Genomic DNA, 17,365 nt, shown 5'->3' with positions numbered 1-17,365 from the left:
AATAAGTGGGGCGGCGGCCTCGCCATTCGCATCGGCCTGCGGCAGCCTGGGCCGCTTCCTGCGTCGAGAACCCCCTCCCCCTACCCCCCTCCCGCGAGGGGAGGGGGGACTCGTTGAGTTTGGGCCTGACCCCGGTGCCGGCCGTCCCATCTGGCGGAGGCGGCGATGACCGCGCTCTCCGCCGAGGCCCTCACCATCGGTTACGGCACCACCGCCGTCGCCGCCGGCATCGACCTGGCGCTGGAAGCGGGCACGGTCACCTGCCTGCTCGGGCCGAACGGCGTCGGCAAGACCACGCTGTTCAAGACACTGCTGGGACTGATCCCGCCGCTGGCCGGCACCGTCCGGATCGGCGGTCAGGCGCTGGAGCGGCTGCGGCCGGCGGCGGTGGCCCGCTGCGTCGCCTATGTGCCGCAGGCCTATCCCGGCGACTTCGCCTACAGCGTGCTCGACCTGGTGGTGATGGGGCGCACGGCGGCGCTCGGCGCCTTCGCCACCCCCGGCAAGGCCGATCTCGACATCGCCATGCGGGCGCTCGACACGCTCGGCATCGCCGCTTTGGCGCCGCGGGATTCGACCCGGATCTCCGGCGGGCAGCGGCAGCTGGCGCTGATCGCCCGCGCCCTGGCCCAGCAGGCCGGGGTGGTGGTGATGGACGAGCCGACGGCCAGCCTCGACCTCGGCAACCGCCTCAAGGTGCTGGACCGGATCCGCGCCCTGGCGGCCGACGGGCTGGCGGTGCTGGTCTCGACCCATGAGCCGGAGCATGCCTTCGCCGCCGCCGACCGGGTGGCGGTGCTGGAGCCGGGCGGCCGGTTCGAGGCCGGGCCGGTCGACGCGGTGCTGACGCCGGAGCGGCTGACCCGGCTCTACGGCGTGGCGCTGACGGTCGAGCGCACGCCGGGCGGCCGGTCCGTCGTGAGTCCGGTATGTCCAAACCGGGGTAGCCAAGCCCTGCCATAGTTGCGACAAGGGCGGCCTCTCTCGGATCCTCGGCACATGACCCTCCTGCTCGGCCTTCGCAACGCCGCCGTCACCTTCGGCGGCACGCCCCTCTGGACCGGCGTCGACCTGGCGCTTTCGGCCGGCGACAAGGCCTGCCTGGTCGGCCGCAACGGCAGCGGCAAATCGACCATCCTGAAGGCGCTGGCCGGGGCGATCGATCTCGACGGCGGCGAGCGCTTCGTCCAGCCGGGCGTCCGCATCGCCTATCTGGCGCAGGAGCCGGACCTGTCCGCCCACGCCACCGTGGCCGACTATGTCGCCTCGGCCCTTCCCGCCGACCGCACCCACGACCATTGGCGGGTCGAGCAGGTGCTGGCCGCGGTGAAGCTGGAGGGCGACCGGCCGACCGGCACTCTGTCGGGCGGGGAGGGGCGTCGGGCCGCCATCGCCGCCGCCGTGGTCGGCGAGCCGGACGTGCTGCTGCTGGATGAGCCGACCAACCATCTCGACCTGCCGACCATCGAATGGCTGGAGGGCGAGCTCAAGGCCTGGCGCGGCGCGCTGCTGCTGATCAGCCACGACCGCGCCTTCCTGAACGCGCTGGTGCAGCGCGCCTGGTGGATCGACCGCGGCGTGCTGCGGCAGATGGACAAGCCCTTCGCCCAGTTCGAGGAGTGGACCGAGACCATCCTGGCGCAGGAGGAGGCGGAGCGGGCCCGGCTCGACAAGAAGATCGCCACCGAGACCACCTGGTCGCGCCAGGGCATCAGCGCTCGGCGCAAGCGCAACCAGGGCCGGCTGCGCGCCCTCTACGCCATGCGGGCCGAGCGGCGGTCGCAGATCGCTCGCCAGGGCGTGGCGGCGCTGGGCATCGCCGAGGCCGGCCGCGGCGCCGTCCGGGCGATCGAGGCCGAAAGCGTGTCCAAGGCCTTCGGCGACACCGTCATCGTCCGCGACTTCTCCACCCGGGTGCTGCGCGGCGACCGGATCGGCGTGATCGGCCCGAACGGCGCCGGCAAGTCGACCCTGGTCAAGGTGCTGACCGGCGCCGAGCCGCCGGATTCCGGCACGGTGCGGCTGGGGCCGGGGGTGGAGCCCGCCTATTACGACCAGACCCGCATCGCGCTCGACCCCGAGGCGACGTTGCGCGACGTGCTGCTGCCGCATGGCGGCGACCATGTCCAGGTCGGCGACCAGAAGCGGCACATCGCCTCCTACCTGTCCGACTTCCTGTTCGATTCCTCGCGCATGTTCAGCCCGGTGAAGAGCCTGTCGGGCGGCGAGCGCGGCCGGCTGCTGCTGGCCAAGCTGTTCGCCCGGCCCAGCAACCTGCTGATCCTGGACGAGCCGACCAACGATCTGGACCTGGAGACGCTGGACCTGCTGGAGGAGGTGCTGGCGGATTTCCAGGGCACGCTGATCCTGGTCAGCCACGACCGCGACTTCCTCGACCGGCTGGTGACCTCGGTGATCGCGGTCGAGGGCCAGGGCCGGGTGACGGAATATGTCGGCGGCTACAGCGACTATCTGCGCCAGCGCCCGGCGCCGGCCGCGGCGCCTGCTTCGGCCGCCAAGCCCGCCCCGGCGGCCAGGCCCCCGGCTTCGAAGCCGCGCACCAAGCTCAGCTTCAAGGACCAGCGCGAGCTCGACCTGCTGCCGGGCAAGATCGAGGCGCTGACCGCCGAGATGGCTCAGCTCGGTGGGGCGCTGCACGACCCCGGCCTCTATGCCCGCGACCCCGACGGCTTTGCCAGGAAGACCGCCCGGCTGGCCGCGGCGGGGGCGGAGAAGGAGGCGGCGGAGGAGCGCTGGCTCGAGCTCGCCTCCCTGGCGGAGGAGCTCGGCGCCTGATGATGCGGCCGGTCGACCTGCTGCTGGCCGTCGGCGTCATGCTGATCTGGGGCTACAACTTCGTGATCGCCAAATACGGCCTCGCGGAGCTGCCGCCGCTCCTGTTCATGGCGCTGCGCTTCGGGCTGGTGGCGCTGCTGCTGGTGCCCTTCGTGCGCATGCCGCGCGGGCGCTGGCGCGACGTGCTGATCCTGTCGGTGATGCTGGGGCTGACCCATTTCTCGCTGATGTTCACCGGCCTCGCGCATGTCGACGCCGCGGTGGCGGCGATCGTCATCCAGGTGCAGGTGCCGGCCTCGGCCGCCATGTCCATGCTGTTCTTCGGCGACAGGATCGGCTGGCGCCGGGCGCTGGGCATGGCCGTCGCCATCGGCGGCGTCGCCATCCTGGCGGGCGAGCCGCGCCACAGCTCGGCCCTGTGGGCGATCGGTCTGATCGTGCTGGCGGCGATCGTCTGGGCCGCCGCCAACATCCAGATGAAGCGGATGACCGATCTCGACCCCTCCACCATCAATGGCTGGATGTCGCTGTTCGCCGCGCCGATGCTGCTGGCGGTCTCGCTGGCGATCGAGGACGGGCAGTGGCAGGCGGTGACCCGGGCCAGCTTGTGGGCGTGGATGGCGGTGGCCTTCCAGGGGGTGGTCGTGGTGATCTTCTCCTACGCCATCTGGTACCGGCTGCTGCGCACCTATTCCGTCAACCAGACCATGCCCTATACGCTGCTGGTGCCGGTGTTCGGCGTGCTGTCGGGCGTGCTGTTCCTGGGAGAGCCGGCCAGCTGGACGCTGCTGATCGGCGGCATCGCCACGCTGATCGGCGTCGGCATCATCATCCTGCGCCGGCCCAAGGCGGTCGAGGCCCAGGCGCAGGTCACGTGAGAGGGAAGACCATGGCCAAGCTGACGGAAGTCGCGCCCGAGCTGTACGCGACGGCGCAGGTGGACCGCGCGGCGATCGCGGAGATCGCGGCCTCGGGCGCCAAGACGCTGATCAACAACCGGCCGGACGGCGAGGAGCCGGGCCAGCTGCCGGCCGAGCAGGCGCGGGCCGAGGCCGAGAAGCTGGGCCTGACCTATATCCACATCCCGGTCACCTCCTCCTCGATCGCGCCGGGCGACGTCGAGGCGATGCAGCAGGCTCTGGAGTCGGCGCCGAAGCCGGTGGTGATGCATTGCCGCAGCGGCACCCGCTCGACCCTGCTCTGGGCCGCGGGCGAGGCCCTGGCCGGCCGCCGCGACGCCGGCGATCTCGTCGCCGAGGCGGCGGAGAACGGCTTCCAGATCGCCTCCCTGCCGGACCTGGTGGCGCGGCTGCGCCAGGGCTGACTGCCTGCTCCGGTTGCGCCAGCACGGGTTGATAATTATTATGAACCATTGTGTGGCGCAGTCTGGAAAGGATTGCCGATGATCAGTGCCGATCTGGGGGCGCAACTCGAGAGCTTCGTGGCGAAGCTGGTCGAATCCGGTCGCTACAACTCCAAGAGCGAGGTGCTGCGCGAAGGCGTCCGGCTGATTCAGGAACGGGAAGCCCGCCTGTCGGCCCTCGATGCCTCGCTGGCGCGAGGCCTAGCCGATGCAGAGGCGGGGCGGGTCAAGCCCGCGGACGAGGTCTTCGACCGGCTGGAGGAAAGGTACAGGGAGTTGGCGAAGCGGTCGTCATGATCGTCGTCATCTCGGCCGCGGCCGAGGCTGATCTCAAGGCAATCGGTGATCACATCGCCGAGGACAGCCCGGCCCGAGCCCTGAGCTTCATCCGGGAGCTGCGGGATCGGTGCACGGGGCTGGCCAACATCCCCAAGGCCTTTCCTTTCGTGCCACGATACGAGCATCGCGGAATTCGCTGGCGCGTGCACGGGAACTACCTGATTTTCTATCGGGTCGAGGCCGAGACCGTGACGGTGCTGCACATCCTGCACGGGGCGATGGACTATGCCCCGATCCTGTTCCCCACATGACCGCGCGCCCTTCCGGTCGGGTGGCTCGCGACCGCCCGGTCTCATGGATCGACCTGATCGATCTCGGGTTGGATCCGGATGACGGCCGGCCGCTGTTCCAGCAGCTGCACCTGTCGCTGCGCGACCTGATCGCCCGCCGGGTGGTGCCGGCCGGCACGCGGCTGCCGGCGACCCGAATCCTGGCCGACCGGCTCGGCGTCTCCCGCACCACCGTGGTCGCCGCCTATGACCAGCTGCAGGCCGAGGGCGTGGTCGCCGGCCGGGTCGGCGCCGGCACCTATGTCGCCGCCGGGATCGAGGCGGAGGATCAGCCGGCCGCGCCGGCGGAAAGCCCCGGCCAGGCCCCCGCGGCCCCGGCCTGGCGCGGCGAGACGGTGCCCTTCGCCGCCGGCTTCTGCGGCATGCACCCGGCCACCGAGCGCGCCTGGGGCCGGCTGGTGCAGCGCCATCTGCGCGGCATCGGCGTGCGCCAGCGCGGCTATGGCGACCCGATGGGCCACCGGCCGCTGCGCGAGGCCCTGGCGGAGTATCTCCGCGTCTCGCGCTCCGTCGCCTGCGACGCGGACCGCATCGCCATCGTCTCCGGCAGCCAGCAGGGGCTGGACCTGGTGCTGCGCGCCGTGGTGCAGGCCGGCGACCCGGCCTGGATCGAGGATCCGTGCTACCCGGCGGCGCTGGCCTGCCTGCGGCAGCATCAGCTGCGGATCGTGCCGGTGCCGGTCGACGGGCAGGGGCTGGACGTCGCCGCCGGCCTGGCGCTGCAGCCCGAGGCGCGGCTGCTCTACTGCACCCCGACGCACCACTACCCGCTGGGCGTGGCGATGAGCCTGCCGCGGCGGCTGGCGCTGCTGGACTGGGCGCGCGACGGGCGCTGGGTGATCGAGGACGACTACGACAGCGAGTTCCGCTTCTCCGGCCGTCCGCTCTCGGCCCTGCAGGGCTTGGACCGGCATGGCCGGGTGATCTATATCGGCACCCTCAGCAAGGTTCTGTTCCCGGGGCTGCGCGTCGGCTACGTCGTGCTGCCGCCGGACCTGGTCGACCGCTTCGCCGTGATCCGCAACGCCGCCGACCGCTTCCCGTCGACCATCCTCGACGACGTGCTGGTCGACTTCATCAACGAAGGCCACTTCACCCGCCACATCCGCCGCATGCGCCAGGAATATGCCGAGCGGCGCGACCGGCTGACCGCGGCGCTGACAGTGGAGGCCGGCGACGACCTGACCATCATCCCGGTCGACCGCGGCATGTATCTCGTCGCCGATCTGCGGCCGGGGCTGGACGATGTCGCGGTGGCCGAGGCGGCGCGCCGGCGCGGCGTCGTGGTCCGCCCGCTGTCGCCGATGCACATCGCGGCGCCGCCGCGCCGGGCGCTGATCCTGGGCTTCACCGGCTACCCGCCCCAGGCCCTCGACGCCGCCGCGCGGACGCTTGGGGTGGTGCTGCGCGGGTTCCGCTGACGATTGGTCGGGCCGGCCGTTCGGAATTGGACCTTTCCACATGCCGCGAAACGCGGCATCGGGAAGGCCAATGCCGTTCCGAGGACCGCCATGAACCAGATCGTCCCCTCCGCCCGCGCCCGGCTGAAGCGCCTGGCCAAGCGCGGCGCCTATGACCGCGCCACGGTCCATGCCGTGCTCGACGCCAGCGTGGTCTGCCACATCGCCTATGTCCTCGACGGCCAGCCCTACTGCACGCCCACGGCCTATTGGCGCGAGGGCGACCGGCTGTACTGGCACGGCTCCTCGGTCAGCCGGATGCTGCAGGGGCAGGGGGCGGGCCTGCCGGTGTGCCTGACCGCGACCCATATCGACGGGCTGGTCCTGGCCCGCTCCGGCTTCAACTGCTCGATGAACTACCGCTCGGTGATGGTGTTCGGCACCGCGTCGAAGGTCGAGGACGAGGCGCATAAGCGCGAGGCGCTGGACGCCTATGTCGAGCGGCTGTTTCCCGGCCGAGTGGCGGCGATGCGGCGCCCGACCGACAAGGAGGTGCGGGCCACCGCGCTGATCGCGATGGAGATCGAGGAGGCCAGCGTGAAGATCCGCAGCGGCCCGCCGCATGACGATGAGGACGACCTGGCCGCCGGCATCTGGGCCGGGGTGATCCCGATCGCCGAGACCATCGGCGCGCTGCAGCCCTGCCCGCTGCTGCCGGCCGGCATCGCCCCCGGCGCCGGCACCGAACCCTATGTCCGAGATGCCCGCTTCGATGAGATCCTGCGGGCCAATGTGGGGGGCGGCCTCGCCCCCGTCGAAGCCGGCGAGTGAGCAGGGACACCATGACCATCGAACTGACCAACCCCCTGGGCCAGCCGATCGGCGCCCCCGTCCCCGGCTGGGAGAGGCGCCCGGCGCCGCCGCGCACGCCGATGGAGGGCCGCACCTGCCGGCTCGAGCCGCTGGACCCCGCCCGCCATGCCGAGGATCTCTACGAGGCGATGGGACGCGACCAGGACGGCCGCAACTGGACCTATCTCGCCATCGGCCCCTTCGCCGAGTTCGACAGCTTCCGCGCCTGGCTGGAGAAGATGGCGGCGGGCAGCGACCCGCAGTTCCACACGGTGATCGACCGCGCCACCGGCCGGGCGGTCGGCGTCGCCTCCTATCTCCGCATCGACCCGGCGAACGGGGTGATCGAGGTCGGGCACATCCACTTCTCGCCGCTGCTGCAGCGGACGCCGATGGCGACCGAGGCGATGTTCCTGATGATGCGCCGGGTGTTCGACGAGCTGGGCTATCGCCGCTACGAGTGGAAATGCGACAGCCGGAATGCGCCGTCGCGCGCCGCGGCGGCCCGCTTCGGCTTCCAGTACGAAGGCCTGTTCCGCCAGGCGCTGGTCTACAAGGGCCGCAACCGCGACACCGCCTGGTTCTCGATCATCGACGGCGAATGGCCGCGGCTGCGCGCCGCCTTCGAGCGCTGGCTCGACCCGGCGAATTTCGACGCCGAGGGGCGGCAGAAGGAGAAGCTGTCGGAGCTGACCAGGCCGGTGGAATAGACGCGCTCCCGGTCAGTTCGTATTGCCTCTCCCGCGTGGCGGGAGAGGTCGACAGCGCGCAGCGCTGGCGGGTGAGGGCTGGCACGGGCCTCGACAAAGAACCCTCACCCGGAGCCGCTTCGCGTCTCCGACCTCTCCCGTAAACGGGAGAGGCAACGCGTAAGGCCGGTCGGCGTCACATCTTTGTCATGGGACGGCATGGGCCGCCTTGCGGTCCGGCCGTCCTGTTCCTATACACTGCGCAGCAGCAGATGGCCGGATGGTCGCTCTGCCGGGTTTCGGCCCGGCGGGGAGGAAAGTCCGGGCTCCACGGAAACACGGTGCCGGGTAACGCCCGGCGGGGGCGACCCCAGGGACAGTGCCACAGAAAGCAAACCGCCCGGCTCCGGCCGGGTAAGGGTGAAAGGGTGCGGTAAGAGCGCACCGCGCGGCCGGCAACGGTCGCGGCACGGTAAACCCCACCGGGAGCAAGACCGAATAGGGGCGGGGCGGTTCATGGGAAACCATGGGCCGACAGGCGTTTCCGCCTGCCGCCCGGGTTGGTCGCGCGAGGCGACGGGCGACCGTCGTCCCAGAGGAATGGCCATCCCCCGACCCGCCGTCCGCAAGGATACGGGGCCGGGGACAGAACCCGGCTTACAGGCCATCTGCCGCCTTTTCCCATCCCGTCCCATCGCCTCCGACGCCCGGCCGCGCAGCGGAACCGGGCCGTTTCCCTTGCTCCGGAAGGAGAACAAAAGAAAAACACTCTTGGATTCGGAGTCGAAACAAGCGCGCCAACTTCGATTTTGTTCCGACGTCAGTCGAGGACTCCCGCAAAGCGGCAAAAAAACCACGGATGGAAGAGAATCCATTGATTTCCCATGATTTGACCGGTCCGTCCCATTGCGTTCCAGGCTTACCCATGATATCCCATGATCTCCCATCGGATGGGAGCGATCGCCCACTTCCGGGGTGTGGCGACGGGGGTGTTGCAGGCGGCGGACGCGCCGCTGGGGGGATGGATGGCTCGGTTCACGGGCACCTACGTCAACAAGGTCGACAAGAAGGGGCGGGTCAGCGTGCCCGCTCCCTTCCGCGCGACCTTGGAGGCGCTGGGCGCTCCGGTGGTGAACCTGAAGCCCTCCCCCGACCGCCAGGCGCTGGACGGGGTCACCGAAGCCTACATGGACGAGGTCCAGCGCCGGCTCGACGCCATGGACCTGTACTCGCCGGAGCGCGAGGCCCTGGAAATCCGCGAATTCTCCGAGACGCAGCAGCTGCAGATGGATCCGGAGGGGCGGATCATCCTGCCGCGGCACATGCTGGATCTGGCGGGCATCACTGACAGCATCGCCTTCATGGGCATGGGCAGCCGCTTCCAGATCTGGGAGCCGGAGGCGCTGAAGGCGCATCAGCAGGCCCGCCTGGCCGTATCGCGTGAGCTGACCCTGGCCCGCGCAGGCGGGAACGGGGCCGGCGCCAATGGAGGTGCTGCATGAGCGGCGCCCACATCCCGGTCCTGCTGAGCGAGATCGTGGCGGCGGTGGCGCCGCGCGACGGCGACCTGATCGTCGACGGCACCTTCGGCCGCGGCGGCTATGCCCGCGGCCTGCTGGCGGCGGCCGACTGCCGGGTGGTCGGCATCGATCGCGACCCGGAGGCGGTGGCCGAGGGGCGCCGGCTGGAGGCCGAGCAGCCGGGCCGGTTCCGCATCGTCGAGGGCCGCTTCGGCGCCATGGACACGCTGGTCGGCGAGCAGGCGGACGGGGTGGTGCTGGATCTCGGCGTGTCCTCGCCGCAGCTCGACGACCCGGCGCGCGGCTTCTCCTTCCGCGCCGACGGCCCGCTCGACATGCGCATGGGACGGGATGGGCAGAGCGCCGCCGACGTGGTCAACGCCATGGCCGAGGACGACCTGGCCAATGTGATCTACGATTTCGGCGAGGAGCGGCTGTCGCGGCGCGTCGCCCGCGCCATCGTCGCCGCCCGCAAGGAGGCGCGGATCGAGCGCACGCTGCAGCTGGCCGAGATCGTGCGCCGGGTGGTGCCGCGGTCGAAGGACGGCATCGATCCGGCGACGCGCACCTTCCAGGCGCTGCGCCTGTGGGTGAATGAGGAACTGACGGAACTCGACCACGGCTTGAGCGGGGCCGAACGCCTGCTTCGGCCCGGGGGACGGCTCGCCGTGGTCACTTTCCACAGCCTGGAGGACCGCCGCGTCAAGCGCTTCCTGGCGGAGCGCAGCGGCGCCGGCGGCGGGGTGTCCCGCCATGTCGCGGCGCCCGGCGGCGAGACCCGGGCGCCGAGCTTCCGCCTGGCGGCCAAGCGGTCGGTCACGCCAGGGGAAAGCGAGACCCGCAGCAATCCGCGCGCCCGGTCGGCGCGGCTGCGGGCGGCCATCCGGAGCGACGCTCCGGCGTGGCCGTCTGGAGAGAGGGGGAGGGTGGCAGCATGATCCGCGTCGGCACGATGATCTGGCTCGGCCTCATCGGGGCGTCGAGCGCGTTCCTGTTCAAGACCAGCTACGAGGTGCAGGCGCTGGAAGGCGAGCTGCGCGGCGTCAACCGCTCGATCCTGCGGGAGCAGGATTCGATCCGGGTGATGCATGCCGAATGGGCGTTCCTGAACCAGCCGTCGCGCTTGCAGGCGCTGACCGACCAGTTTACCAAGCTGCGCCCGATCGCGCCGACGCAGATGATCGCCAGCGCCGCGGATCTCCCGATGCCGCAGCCGTCGCTCGACGGCGAGCCGATGGCGCCGACGGCGTCGCTGGTCGCCCAGGTCGATGCGCTGCCCAGCTTCGGGCCCGTGCCCCTGCCCGGCCACCGGCCCGGCGAGGGCGGTGTCCTCCTTGCCGCGGCCACGTCGATGCCCGTCCAGACCCAGGCCGCTCCGTCCCAGCCGGCAACGGCCCCCGCCGTACCCGTCGCCGCGCCGGTCCAGATGGCGGCGGTCGAGGTCAGGCCGGCGCCGGTGGTGGCCCCGGCAGCCCCGCCCGCCGCGGCCCAGGCTCCTGCGGCGACCCCGCCCGTGACCCGCGTCGCCGTGGCTGACGTCCCGATCCGGCCGGTGGTGGCGCCGCGCCGACCGGCCGCGCCTGCGCCGCTGGAGGCCGTGGCCCAGGCCCTGACCCCGACCCGGGCCGCCGCCGCGGATGATCCGATCGGCGCGCTCCTCTCCGGCCTCGAGGGGCCCCGGGGAATTCGATGACGGCTGACGCGCTGGACGGCCTCCCGAAGAATGCACCGCGGCAGACGGAGCCGGCCTCTCGGCCGGCTCAACGGCTTTCCGCGGCCATCGAGACGGGCCGCCAGCGCATCGTCATCAGCGCCCTGGTGTTCAGCCTCACCTTCGGCGCCATCGGCCTCAAGCTGGTCGACCTGATGGCCTTCGGCAGCGATGCCGACAGCGCCCTCGCCACCCATGCGCTGCCCGCCGTCGCGCCGACCGAGGACCGGGCCGACCTGCGCGACCGCAACGGGCTGATCGTCGCCACCACGCTGCCCTCGGTGTCGCTCTACGCCGACCCGAAGATGGTGCTGGACCCGATCGAGGCGTCGCTGCGCCTGGCCAAGGTGCTGCCCGACATCGACCAGGCCAAGGTGCTGGCCGACCTGTCGTCGGACCGCCGCTTCGTCTGGCTGAAGCGCGGCCTGACCCCGACCCAGCAATACGAGGTCAACCGCCTCGGCATCCCCGGCCTGGCCTTCCAGAACGAGGAGCGCCGCTACTACCCGGCCGGCAACCTGACATCGCATGTCGTCGGCTTCACCAACATCGACGCCCAGGGCATCGCCGGGCTGGAGAAGAGCCTGGACGACCGGCTGCAAGACGGCCAGTCGGTGGCGCTGTCGATCGACCTGCGGCTGCAGGAGATGGTGCGCGACGAGCTGAAGACCACGATCGACACCTTCCACGCCCAGGGCGGCAACGCCCTGATCATGGACGTCAACACCGGCGAGGTCCTGGCGATGGTCTCGCTGCCGGACTTCAACCCGTATGAGCCCGGTGGCCCATCCGAGGAGTCGATGTTCAACCGGAACACGCTCGGCGTGTACGAGCCGGGGTCGACGTTCAAGATCTTCAACACGGCGATGGCGCTGGAGAGCGGCACCTCGACGCTGACCAGCCTGTATGACGAAAGCCCGATCCATGTCGGGCGCTTCACCATCCATAATTTCCGCGGCGACCCCCAGTCGGGGATGCTCAGCGTCTACGAGATCTTCCGCCTGTCGCTCAACACCGGCTCCGTCCATATGGAGGAGGCGGCGGGCGTCGACCGGCAGAAGGAGTTCCTGACCCGGTTCGGCCTGACCAAGCCGGCGCCGATCGACCTGCCCGAGGTCGGCGCACCGATGGTGCCGCATCCGTGGAGCAAGGTCAGCGGCATGACCATTGCTTATGGCCACGGCATGGCGGTGTCGCCGCTGTCGCTGGTCACCGCGGTCAGCGCCATCGTCAATGGCGGCATCCTGCACCCGCCGACCCTGTTCAAGCGCGACCCGTCGCAGCCGGTGCCGGGCAAGCGGGTGATCTCGGCCGAACTGTCGCGGACGATGCGGATGCTGATGCGCGCCGTGGTCACCGGCGGCACGGCGACCAAGGCCGAGGTGCCGGGCTATTTCGTCGGCGGCAAGACCGGCACGGCCGACAAGGCGGCGCGCGGCGGCTACAACCGCCGGGCCCGGGTGACCGATTTCGTCGGCGTCTTCCCGATCTACGATCCGAAATACATCGTCATGACGATGCTGGACGACCCGCAGCCGATCAAGGGCACCTACGGCTTCGCCAGCGCCGGCTGGAACTCGGCGCCGCTGGGCGGGCGGATCATCGCCCGCATGGGCCCGATGCTCGGCGTCAAGCCGGCGGATCCGAAGGACCCGGCGATCCTGCAGATGTTGTCGCCCCCGGCCAACGCCGTGGTCGCCAACGTCTCCGGCGGCAACGAGGACTGAGCGATGGCCGTCCTCCCCGACCTCCCCTCGATGCACGCCGGCCCGCGGACGGTCCAGGCGGACGCCGCCCGGCCGGGCCGCGCCCTGGCGGCGGCGATCGAGACCGGCCGGCAGCGCGTCGTCGTCACCGCGCTGGTCTTCGGCCTGGCCTTCATCGGCATCGGCACCGGGCTGGTCCGGATGATGGCGTTCGGCGACACGGGCGAGGGCCCGGCGGTCGCCATGGTCGGCGAGACCACCGCCGACCGGGCCGATCTGCGCGACCGCAACGGGCTGATCCTGGCCACCACGCTGCCGTCGATGTCGCTCTACGCCGACCCGAAGCTGGTGATCGACCCGATCGAGGCCTCGCTGAAGCTCAGCAAGCTGCTGCCCGAGCTGAACGCCGAGAAGCTGCTGGCCGACCTGTCGTCGGAGCGGCGCTTCGTCTGGCTGAAGCGCGGCCTGACGCCGGCGCAGCAATACGAGATCAACCGCCTCGGCATCCCCGGCCTGGCCTTCCAGGCCGAGGAGCGCCGCTACTACCCGGCCGGGGCGCTGACCTCGCATGTCATCGGCTTCACCAACATCGACGCGCAGGGCATCGCCGGGCTGGAGAAGAGCCTGGACAGCCGGCTGCGGGCCGGCGAGTCGGTGGTGCTGTCGCTCGACCTGCGGCTGCAGGAGATGGTGCGGCAGGAGCTGCAGGCGGCGATCGCGGAGTTCAGCGCCCAGGGCGGCAACGCCATCATCATGGACGTGACCAATGGCGAGATCCTCGCCATGGCGTCGCTGCCCGACTTCAACCCGTATGAGCCGGCGTCGTCGTCGCAGGAGGCGCTGTTCAACCGGAACACGCTCGGCGTGTACGAGATGGGCTCCACGTTCAAGATCTTCAACACGGCGATGGCGCTGGAGAGCGGCACCTCCACCCTGGCCACGACCTATGACCAGAGCCCGGTGCGGGTCGGCCGCTTCAGCATCCGCAACTTCCGGACCGAGCCGCAGTCCGGGGCCTGGAGCGTCTACGAGATCTTCCGCCAGTCGATGAACACCGGCTCGGTGCGGATGATGGAGGCGGCGGGGCTGGAGCGGCAGAAGGCGTTCCTGACCCGCCTCGGCCTGACCCAGCCGTCGCCGATCGAGCTGCCGGAGGTGGGCGCGCCGATGGTGCCGCGGCCGTGGAGCCGGGTCAGCGGCATGACCATCGCCTACGGCCACGGCATGGCGGTGTCGCCGATCCAGCTGGTCGCCGCGGTCAGCGCCGTGGCCAATGGCGGCATCATGTATACGCCGACCCTGTTCAAGCGCGACCCGGCCGAGCCGGTGCCGGGCAAGCGGGTGATCACGCCCGAGCTGTCGCGCACCATGCGCGGGCTGATGCGGGTGGTGGTGACCAGCGGCACGGCCACCAAGGCCGACGTGCCGGGCTATTTCGTCGGCGGCAAGACCGGGACGGCGGACAAGGCGGCGCGCGGCGGCTACAACCGCCGGGCGCGGTCGAATGATTTCGTCGGCGTGTTCCCGATCCATCAGCCCCGATACATCGTCATGACGATGCTGGACGACCCGCAGCCGACCAAGAAGACCTACGGTTTCGCCACCTCCGGCTGGAACGCCGCGCCGCTGGCCGGCCGCATCATCGCCCGGATGGGGCCGATGGTCGGGCTGTCGCCGGCTGACCCGAAGGACCCGGCGATCCTGGAGGCGCTGGCCGTGGCGCCGGGCGGCCGCAACGCCCCGCAGGTCGCAACGGCGCCGGTGGAGGAAGAGGGATGAGCGGCGGCGTCTCGACATTGCCCGCCGGGCTGAAGGGGCTGACCGCGGATTCCCGCGCGGTCCGGCCCGGCTTCCTGTTCGCCGCCCTGCCGGGCGCGCGGGTGGACGGCCGCGCCTTCATCGCCGATGCGCTGGCCGCCGGGGCGGCCGCGATCCTGGCGCCGGAAGGCACGGTGCTGCCGGCCGGCGCGACCGCCGCCCTGATCACCGACGCCAATCCGCGGCGCCGCCTGGCGCTGATGGCGGCGGAGTTCTACGGCCGGCAGCCGGCGACCATCGCCGCCGTCACCGGCACCAGCGGCAAGACCTCGACCGTCAACTTCGCCCGCCAGCTCTGGACCCTGCTGGGCCATCAGGCCGCCAGCGTGGGCACGCTCGGCGTCATGGCACCGGGGCGCGAGCGCTACGGCTCGCTGACCACGCCGGACCCGGTGGCGCTGCAGGCCGAGCTGGCCGACCTGGCCGCGGCCGGGGTGACCAAGCTGGCGATGGAGGCGTCGTCGCACGGCCTCGACCAGTTCCGCCTGGACGGGGTGCGGGTGACGCTGGCGGCCTTCACCAACTTCACCCAGGACCATCTCGACTACCACGCCACCATGGCGGCCTATCTGGCCGCCAAGGCGCGGCTGTTCGACGAGGTGCTGCAGCCCGGCGGCACCGCCGTGATCAATGCCGACGTGCCGGAGGCGGCGGGGCTGGTCGCGCGCACCCGCGCCGCCGGCCGCACCGTCCTGACCCTCGGCCGTGCCGGCCAGGAGTTCCGGCTGGACCTGGCCGAGCCGCTGCCGCACGGCATCGACCTGCGCTTCACCGCCGGTGGCAGGTCGTACCGGGCGGAGCTGCCGCTGGTCGGCGGCTTCCAGGCCTATAACGTGCTGACCGCGCTGGCGCTGGTGGTGGCCGACGGCGCCGACCTCGACACCGCCGCCGGCCTCTTGGAGCGGCTGAAGGGCATTCCGGGCCGGGTCGAGCTGGTGGCCAGCCACCCGAACGGCGCCCCGGTCTATGTCGACTACTCGCACAAGCCGGGAGCGCTGGAGACGGTGCTGAACGCGCTGCGCCCGCACACCCACGGCGCCCTGGTCGTGGTGTTCGGCTGCGGCGGCGACCGCGACCGCGCCAAGCGCCCGCTGATGGGCGAGATCGCGGCGCGCCTGGCCGACCGCGTGATCGTCACCGACGACAATCCGCGCAGCGAGGACCCGGCCGAGATCCGCCGCCAGGTGCTGGCCGGCTGCCCCGGCGCCGCCGAGATCGGCGACCGGGCCGGGGCCATCCGCGCCGCGGTGCAGGGGCTGGGCCCTGGTGATGTCCTGGTGGTGGCCGGAAAGGGCCACGAGACCGGCCAGATTATCGGCGATGAGATACGCCCCTTCGATGATGCGGAGCAGGCGCGTGCAGCCGTGACCGAACTGAAGAACGACCCGCGATGGAGACGAACGCCATGACCACCCCCGCGCTCTGGCCGGCCGCCGAGGCGGCTGCAGCAACCAACGGGATGCAGGTCGGCGAGTGGTCGGCGGCCGGCGTCTCGATCGACAGCCGCTCGGTCGTGCCGGGCGACCTGTTCGTGGCGCTGCGCGGGCCGAACTTCGACGGTCATGACTACGTCAAGGACGCCCTGGCCAAGGGCGCCGCGGCGGTGATGGTCGACCGGGTGCCGCAGGGCGTGCCGCATGACGCGCCGCTCCTGGTGGTCGAGGACACCATGGACGGGCTGACCGACCTGGCGCGCTTCGCCCGCATGCGCAGCGAGGCCCGGGTCGTCGGCGTCACCGGGTCGGTCGGCAAGACCAGCACCAAGGAGGCGCTGAAGCTGGCCCTCTCGGCCACCGCGCCGGCCTATGCCTCGCAGGGCAACCTGAACAACCAGTGGGGCGCGCCGCTCAGCCTGTCGCGGATGCCGGAGCAGGTGTCCTACGGCGTGTTCGAGCTGGGCATGAACCACGCCGGCGAGATCGCGCCGTTGTCCCGCCTGGTCGAGCCGGACGTCGCCATCATCACCAATGTCGAGGCGGTGCACGCCGCGCATTTCCATTCGGTCGAGGGCATCGCCGACGCCAAGGCCGAGATCTTCCGCGGCATGGGGCCGGAGAGCACGGCGATCCTGAACCGCGACAACCCGTTCTTCCCGCGCCTCGTCGCCCATGCCCGGACCCAGGGCGTCGGCCGGATCTGGAGCTTCGGCGAGCATGCCGAGGCCGATGCCCGGCTGATCGACTGCTCGCTGCACACCGCGGCCAGCGCGGTCAACGCCGTGATCCTGGGTGAGCCGCTGCGCTACACCCTGTCGGCCCCGGGCAAGCATTGGGTGCTGAACAGCCTGTCGGTGCTGCTGGCGGCCAAGGCGATGGGCGCCAACATCGCCGGCGCCGCCCGGGCGATGGGCCGGATCACGCCGCTGCGCGGCCGCGGCGCCCGCATCACCATCGAGCTGCAGCGCGGCGGCCAGGCCGGCAAGCTGCTGCTGATCGACGAGAGCTACAACGCCAGCCCGGTCTCGGTCGCTGCCAGCCTCGAGGTGCTGGGCGGGGTCGACAGCGGGCCGGACGGGCGCCGCATCGCCGTGCTCGGCGACATGCTGGAGCTCGGGCCCGATTCGCCGGCCCTGCATGCCGGGCTGAAGCAGCCTGTCCTGGCCAGCGACATCGACCTGGTCTTCGCCTGCGGCCCGGACATGAAGCAGCTCTACGACGCGCTGCCGGAAGGCCGGCGCGGCGCCTATGCGGCGGACAGCGCCGCCCTGGCGCCGGTCCTGGCCGAGGCGGTGCGCCCGGGCGACTGCGTCATGGTCAAGGGGTCGCTCGGCAGCCGCATGGCCGTGATCATCGAAGCGCTGGAAAATCTGCACGTGGCGCGCGAGAACCGGGCCCCCCAGGCCTCGCCCAAGCGCGTCGCCAACGGCCTCTGAAAAAGGAAC

Annotated in this window: 16 protein-coding genes and 1 other RNA gene; all 17 read left to right on the top strand. The window is 71.3% G+C overall.

Translation table 11 applies throughout. The features are described from left to right. Nucleotides 1-165: 165 nt before the first annotated feature. The 17 genes from BWR60_RS29625 to BWR60_RS29545 all read left to right on the top strand — a co-directional run bounded on the left by BWR60_RS29625 (nucleotide 166) and on the right by BWR60_RS29545 (nucleotide 17,356). Complete coding sequence (locus BWR60_RS29625) at nucleotides 166-963, top strand: ABC transporter ATP-binding protein (protein WP_088155808.1); 798 nt, start codon at nucleotides 166-168, stop codon at nucleotides 961-963. A 36-nt stretch (nucleotides 964-999) separates the two neighbouring features. Continuing rightward, nucleotides 1,000-2,796 carry an ABC-F family ATP-binding cassette domain-containing protein gene (locus BWR60_RS29620; protein ID WP_088155806.1) on the top strand — a complete coding sequence of 599 codons (1,797 nt, stop codon included), beginning with the start codon at nucleotides 1,000-1,002 and terminating at the stop codon, nucleotides 2,794-2,796. Next, on the top strand, nucleotides 2,796-3,674 hold the full coding sequence (locus BWR60_RS29615) for a DMT family transporter (protein WP_230983222.1): 879 nt from the start codon (nucleotides 2,796-2,798) through the stop codon (nucleotides 3,672-3,674). The genes BWR60_RS29620 and BWR60_RS29615 overlap by 1 nt, the downstream gene beginning before the upstream one ends. An 11-nt stretch (nucleotides 3,675-3,685) precedes the next feature. Next, nucleotides 3,686-4,120 carry a TIGR01244 family sulfur transferase gene (locus BWR60_RS29610; RefSeq protein WP_088155804.1) on the top strand — a complete coding sequence of 145 codons (435 nt, stop codon included), beginning with the start codon at nucleotides 3,686-3,688 and terminating at the stop codon, nucleotides 4,118-4,120. A gap of 78 nt (nucleotides 4,121-4,198) precedes the next feature. Next, nucleotides 4,199-4,456: a type II toxin-antitoxin system ParD family antitoxin gene (locus BWR60_RS29605; RefSeq protein WP_088155802.1), complete on the top strand. Its 258-nt coding sequence runs from the start codon at nucleotides 4,199-4,201 to the stop codon at nucleotides 4,454-4,456. Beyond that, a complete protein-coding gene (locus BWR60_RS29600) occupies nucleotides 4,453-4,749 on the top strand; it encodes a type II toxin-antitoxin system RelE/ParE family toxin (RefSeq protein WP_088155800.1) in 297 nt (98 codons plus the stop codon). Before BWR60_RS29605 ends, BWR60_RS29600 begins: the two co-directional genes overlap by 4 nt. Continuing rightward, on the top strand, nucleotides 4,746-6,209 hold the full coding sequence (locus BWR60_RS29595; protein WP_088155798.1) for a PLP-dependent aminotransferase family protein: 1,464 nt from the start codon (nucleotides 4,746-4,748) through the stop codon (nucleotides 6,207-6,209). The genes BWR60_RS29600 and BWR60_RS29595 overlap by 4 nt, the downstream gene beginning before the upstream one ends. A gap of 90 nt (nucleotides 6,210-6,299) precedes the next feature. Then, complete coding sequence (locus BWR60_RS29590; protein WP_088155796.1) at nucleotides 6,300-7,019, top strand: pyridoxamine 5'-phosphate oxidase family protein; 720 nt, start codon at nucleotides 6,300-6,302, stop codon at nucleotides 7,017-7,019. Nucleotides 7,020-7,030: 11 nt separating this feature from the next. Further along, nucleotides 7,031-7,750, top strand: a complete 720-nt coding sequence (locus BWR60_RS29585) for a GNAT family N-acetyltransferase (protein ID WP_088155794.1) — start codon at nucleotides 7,031-7,033, stop codon at nucleotides 7,748-7,750. Between the two features lie 247 nt (nucleotides 7,751-7,997). Then, nucleotides 7,998-8,405, top strand: an RNA gene (gene rnpB / locus BWR60_RS29580) — RNase P RNA component class A. A 349-nt stretch (nucleotides 8,406-8,754) separates the two neighbouring features. Next, nucleotides 8,755-9,231: a division/cell wall cluster transcriptional repressor MraZ gene (locus tag BWR60_RS29575; RefSeq protein WP_179222004.1), complete on the top strand. Its 477-nt coding sequence runs from the start codon at nucleotides 8,755-8,757 to the stop codon at nucleotides 9,229-9,231. Then, nucleotides 9,228-10,187, top strand: a complete 960-nt coding sequence (rsmH, locus tag BWR60_RS29570) for a 16S rRNA (cytosine(1402)-N(4))-methyltransferase RsmH (RefSeq protein ID WP_088155790.1) — start codon at nucleotides 9,228-9,230, stop codon at nucleotides 10,185-10,187. The genes BWR60_RS29575 and rsmH overlap by 4 nt, the downstream gene beginning before the upstream one ends. Next, nucleotides 10,184-10,942, top strand: coding sequence for a cell division protein FtsL (gene ftsL / locus BWR60_RS29565; RefSeq protein WP_088155788.1), 759 nt, complete (start codon nucleotides 10,184-10,186; stop codon nucleotides 10,940-10,942). The genes rsmH and ftsL overlap by 4 nt, the downstream gene beginning before the upstream one ends. Continuing rightward, nucleotides 10,939-12,687 (top strand): peptidoglycan D,D-transpeptidase FtsI family protein, encoded by a 1,749-nt coding sequence (locus tag BWR60_RS29560; protein ID WP_088155786.1) that lies wholly within the window; start codon nucleotides 10,939-10,941, stop codon nucleotides 12,685-12,687. Before ftsL ends, BWR60_RS29560 begins: the two co-directional genes overlap by 4 nt. Nucleotides 12,688-12,690: 3 nt before the next feature. After that, complete coding sequence (locus BWR60_RS29555; RefSeq protein ID WP_218823742.1) at nucleotides 12,691-14,445, top strand: peptidoglycan D,D-transpeptidase FtsI family protein; 1,755 nt, start codon at nucleotides 12,691-12,693, stop codon at nucleotides 14,443-14,445. After that, nucleotides 14,442-15,893 (top strand): UDP-N-acetylmuramoyl-L-alanyl-D-glutamate--2,6-diaminopimelate ligase, encoded by a 1,452-nt coding sequence (locus BWR60_RS29550; protein ID WP_088155784.1) that lies wholly within the window; start codon nucleotides 14,442-14,444, stop codon nucleotides 15,891-15,893. Before BWR60_RS29555 ends, BWR60_RS29550 begins: the two co-directional genes overlap by 4 nt. Then, nucleotides 15,890-17,356: a UDP-N-acetylmuramoylalanyl-D-glutamyl-2,6-diaminopimelate--D-alanyl-D-alanine ligase gene (locus BWR60_RS29545; protein WP_088155782.1), complete on the top strand. Its 1,467-nt coding sequence runs from the start codon at nucleotides 15,890-15,892 to the stop codon at nucleotides 17,354-17,356. Before BWR60_RS29550 ends, BWR60_RS29545 begins: the two co-directional genes overlap by 4 nt. The last annotated feature ends 9 nt before the right edge of the window (nucleotides 17,357-17,365 follow it).

Origin of the sequence: Inquilinus limosus (assembly GCF_002195995.1) — a bacterium.
In the GTDB taxonomy this organism is placed as follows: Bacteria; Pseudomonadota; Alphaproteobacteria; order DSM-16000; family Inquilinaceae; genus Inquilinus; species Inquilinus limosus_C.
Note: the sequence above shows the minus strand (reverse complement) of the source record. Positions and strands in the feature narration are given on the sequence as shown.